4 protein-coding genes and 1 pseudogene are annotated in these 4,467 nt (G+C 70.7%); all 5 read left to right on the top strand.

Annotated features, from left to right (window positions below; genetic code table 11):
* Positions 1 to 70: 70 nt before the first annotated feature.
* Positions 71 to 592, top strand: a complete 522-nt coding sequence (locus tag VGB60_RS12575; RefSeq protein WP_331038591.1) for a methylated-DNA--[protein]-cysteine S-methyltransferase — start codon at positions 71 to 73, stop codon at positions 590 to 592.
* A gap of 100 nt (positions 593 to 692) precedes the next feature.
* A complete protein-coding gene (gene nadA / locus VGB60_RS12570) occupies positions 693 to 1,772 on the top strand; it encodes a quinolinate synthase NadA (RefSeq protein ID WP_331038590.1) in 1,080 nt (359 codons plus the stop codon).
* A gap of 73 nt (positions 1,773 to 1,845) precedes the next feature.
* A complete protein-coding gene (locus tag VGB60_RS12565) occupies positions 1,846 to 2,691 on the top strand; it encodes a metalloprotease (protein WP_331038589.1) in 846 nt (281 codons plus the stop codon).
* A complete protein-coding gene (locus tag VGB60_RS12560) occupies positions 2,688 to 4,211 on the top strand; it encodes an L-aspartate oxidase (RefSeq protein ID WP_331038588.1) in 1,524 nt (507 codons plus the stop codon). Before VGB60_RS12565 ends, VGB60_RS12560 begins: the two co-directional genes overlap by 4 nt.
* Before the next feature lie 4 nt (positions 4,212 to 4,215).
* Positions 4,216 to 4,467: pseudogene (locus tag VGB60_RS12555) on the top strand (nicotinate-nucleotide diphosphorylase (carboxylating)); the annotation flags it as partial.

Raw genomic sequence — 4,467 nt, 5'->3', positions numbered from 1 at the left:
TGGCGGGCCTATGGAGCGCTGCATCTGGCGGCGGCCGGACTCGGCGACCTGTCGGTAATGGAGAGAAGCGATGCGAAACACGCCGCCTGAGACCCTGACGCTGGATCGCGTCGCTACCCCGGCCGGAGAAGTGCTTCTGGTGACGGACGCAGACGGCGCCGTGCGGGCGCTGGACTTCGCCGGCTATGAAGAGCGGACGATGCGGCTGCTGCGCCGTCATTGGGGCCCGGTCGCGCTGGTGGACGGTTCCGCGCCGGGGCCGGTGCGAGCCGCCGTCCGCGCCTATTTCGCGGGCGATCTGAGGGCGCTGGAGGGGCTGGCGGTCAAGACCAACGGTACGCCTTTCCAGCGCGCCGTCTGGGCCAGCCTGCGGACGATTCCGGCGGGCCAGACGCGAACTTACGGCCAACTGGCGGCGGCGATCGGCGCCCCGAAAGCGGTGCGGGCGGCGGGGCTGGCCAATGGACAGAACCCGGTGGCGCTCATCGTGCCCTGCCATCGTGTCATCGGCCGGAACGGGACGCTGACGGGCTATGCGGGCGGCTTGGAGCGCAAACGCTGGCTGCTGGACCACGAGGGCGCTGCTGCCTGAGACTGCTCGCATTCACATGCAAACTTGCGTTTTCCAGCCAGCCCCCTACATTCATCCCGACTTATGCTAACTTTGAGCATAAGGTGGAGAAGATGAGGCCATGGCCGACGGGGCGTTTGGGTTGTCGAAGGAGCTGGCGCTGGAAACCGCGCCCGTCTGGGAAAAGGTTCGCGACCATGTCACCCCGCTGGAGTGGCCGGCGCAGGCTGCGCTCATCAGCGAGATCAACGCGCTGAAGAAGCTGCGCGGCGCGGTGATCCTGGCGCACAACTACATGACACCGGAAATCTTCCATGGCGTCGGCGACTATGTCGGCGACAGCCTCGGCCTGGCCAAGGAGGCCGCGCGGTCGGACGCCAAGGTGATCGTGCAGGCGGGCGTGCACTTCATGGCCGAGACCTCCAAGATCCTGTCGCCGGACAAGACCGTGCTGATCCCCGATCTGAAGGCCGGCTGCTCGCTGGCCGAGTCGATCACGGGCGCCGACGTGCGCCTGATCAAGCAGCGCTATCCAGGCCTGCCGGTGGTGACCTACGTCAACACCACGGCCGACGTGAAGGCCGAAACAGACATCTGCTGCACCTCGGCCAACGCCGTGCAGGTGGTCGAGTGGGCGGCCAAGGAATGGGGCGTCGACCGGGTGATCCTGATCCCGGACGAATTCCTGGCTCGCAACGTCGCGGCCCAGACCAACGTCGGCATCATCGCCTGGAAGGGCCGCTGCATCGTGCACGAGCGGTTCACCGCCAGCGACATCGCCGACATGCGCGAGGCCTATCCGGACGCCGAAATCCTTGCTCACCCGGAATGCCCGGAGGACGTGCTGTCGGCCGCCGACTTCGCCGGTTCGACGGCGGCGATGACCGACTACATCACCAGCCGCAAGCCGAAGCAGGTGGTGCTGGTGACCGAGTGCTCCATGGCCGCCAACATCAAGGGCGACGTGCCCGAAGTGAACTTCATCGGCCCGTGCAACCTGTGCCCGTTCATGAAGCGGATCACGCTGGAGAACATCCGCGACTGCCTGCGCGACATGAAGTTCGAGGTCACCGTGCCCGAGGAGATGATCGCACCGGCCGCGCTGGCGGTGCAGCGGATGATCGATCTGCCGCCGCCCGCCGTTCCCGCCCGCTACGACATGATCAAGGCGCGGCATCATGTGGCGGTGGAGCTGATCTGATGCGCCGCGTCGCCCTGCGGCCTCTCGCCCTCCCGCCCTTGTGGCGGCGGGCGGAAAAGGCCACGTCCCCGGTATGACAGACACCGAGAACCGCCGCCCCGGTCCCTGGGACAACCTGCCGCCGTCGGCGCCCGCCGAGCGCGAGATCGCGCGCCCAGCGGCCGGCGATCCGCCGCTGGACAAAGGTCAGAACCCGGTGTGGGCGGTGGTCTCGACCCTGCTGCTGGGCGGCTTCATCTGGTGGATATCGGGCAGCTGGGTGATCGCGGTCGCCGCGATCTGGGGCCTGTTCGTGCACGAATACGGCCACGTGCTGGCGATGAACGCGCTCGGAATGGGCCCCGCCCGGATCTACATCATCCCCTTTCTCGGCGGCCTGGCGAAGAGCCAGCGCCTGCCCGCCAGCGAATGGCATGGCGTGCTGGTGTCGCTGGCGGGACCGGCGTTCGGCTTGCTGGCGGCGATTCCGTTCTTCGCTGGCTTCATCGCCACCGGCCAAGGCATGTGGCTGCTCGGCGCGGCGGTGATCGCCCTGATCAATCTGGTCAATCTGGCTCCGGCGCCGCCGCTGGACGGCTCCAAGGCCTTGGGGCCGGTGCTGGCGCGCATCCACCCGAACGTCGAGCGCGGGGCCATGGTGCTGGTGGGGGCGCTGGTGGTGTTCTGGGGGCTGACGACCGGGCGGTTCATTCTGGCCGCCTTCCTCGCCATCGCGCTGATCGGCCACCTGCGCCGCGGCGCTTGGCGGCCCGAGGGGCGGCCGCTCACAGGCCGCCAATCGGCCCAGAGCGTCGGCCTATTCCTCGCCGCGGCCGTCGCCTGCGTCGGCGTGGGCCTCGCGGCGCTGATGCCGCTTGCGGGCGGCACACTGCCCGGCGCCGTGACCTTGGCCGGCGGCTTTCTAGGCGTCGGTCGTTGAGCCGCATCCGTCATGACGGACCGCTGATCGTCGGCGGCGGACTCGCAGGTCTGTCGGCCGCGCTGGAAGCGGCGCCCCGCAAGGTGCTGCTGGTCACGCCCGCGCCCCTGCTGGAGGCCTGCTCCTCCGCCTGGGCCCAGGGCGGTGTGGCGGCGGCCCTGTCGGATCGCGACGCGCCCGCGTCCCATGCCGCAGACACAGTCGGCGCCGGCGCCGGGCTGGTCGAGGCGGAGGCGGCGCGCGCCCTGACGGAGGACGGCCGCAACACGGTGGAATGGCTGGCGGCGCTCGGCGCGCCCTTTGACCGTCAGGCAGACGGCGGCTTCGCGCTCAGCCTTGAGGCCGCCCACTCGCACGCCCGCGTCGCGCGGGTCGGAGGCGACGGCGCCGGTCGGGCCATCCTGTCGGCCTTGGTCGCCGCCGTCCGAGCGGCGCCGCACATTGAGGTTTGGGAAGACGCGCGGCTGCGTGGCCTGCTGCAGGGCGACGACGGGGCTGTTCGCGGTGCGGTGATCGAGCGCCGTGGTTCAGGCGCACGCCGGACCGTCGAGGTGGCGGCGCCGGCCGTGGTCCTTGCGACTGGCGGCGCCGGGGGCCTGTTCGCCTACACCACCACGCCCGCGGCTCTGCTGGGCGAGGGGCTTGCGCTGGCCTGGCGCGCGGGCGCTGAAATCCTCGATCCGGAGTTCGTGCAGTTTCATCCCACGGCCATCGATGTCGGGCTGGACCCCATGCCGCTGGCGACCGAGGCCCTGCGCGGCGAGGGCGCGCGGCTGGTCGACGGCGAAGGGCGGTTCCTGCTGGGCGAAGCGGAAGACGCCGATCTGCAGCCGCGGGACGTGGTGGCGCGCGCGGTGCATGCCGCGAGAGCCGCCGGCGTCGGGGCGTTTCTCGACGCCCGCGCGATCGGCGCCGGTTTCCCTGAAGAGTTCTCCGCGGTGTTCGCGGCCTGCATGCGCGCCGGGCTCGACCCGCGCCTCGATCCGATCCCGGTCGCGGCGGCGGCCCACTACCACATGGGCGGGGTCGTCGCGGGGCCGGACGGCCGCACCAGCCTTCCGGGCCTGTTCGCCGTCGGCGAGTGCGCGGCGACGGGGGTGCACGGCGCCAACCGGCTGGCGTCGAACTCTTTGCTGGAGGCAGCCGCCTTTGGCCGCCGCACCGGGCGCGCCGCAGCCGCGCTTGAAGCTGTGGCCGGCCCAGCTCGGGCGACGCCCGCCGCGCCGGATCTGTCTGACGACCAACTGAAGCGGCTCAGGACGTTCATGAGCGCCGATGTCGGCGTTGTGCGGGACCGCGCGGGGCTGATGCGCGCATTGGCGGTCATCGACGAACTGGCGCGGACGGCCGGACCCGCTCTGCCCCTGATCGCCGCCCGTTTGATCGCCGAGGCCGCGCTGGCGCGCCGGGAGAGCCGGGGAGGGCACTTCCGCAGCGATTATCCGTCGACCGAAGCCGAGGCGCAGCACACCCGCTTGCGGCTTTCGCAAGACGTTCCCGCTCCCGCCTTCGCAGGATGACGCCGTGATCCGACAACTGCCCGACCTGCTGATCGAGCCGTTGGTGCTGATGGCGCTGACCGAGGACCTTGGCCGCGCGGGGGACGTGACCGGCCAGGCCTGCATTCCCGAAGGCGCCAGGATGCGCGCCGCCTTCGTGGCGCGGAAACCGGGCGTGGCGGCGGGTCTCGCCTGCGTTCGCCTCAGCCTGCTGGCGCTGGACCCTGAGGCTGAAGTCACCGTGAACCTTCACGACGGCGACGTCTTCGAAGCCGGC

It is taken from the genome of Brevundimonas sp., assembly GCF_036399195.1.
Classification (GTDB): Bacteria; Pseudomonadota; Alphaproteobacteria; order Caulobacterales; family Caulobacteraceae; genus Brevundimonas.
Note: the sequence above shows the minus strand (reverse complement) of the source record. Positions and strands in the feature narration are given on the sequence as shown.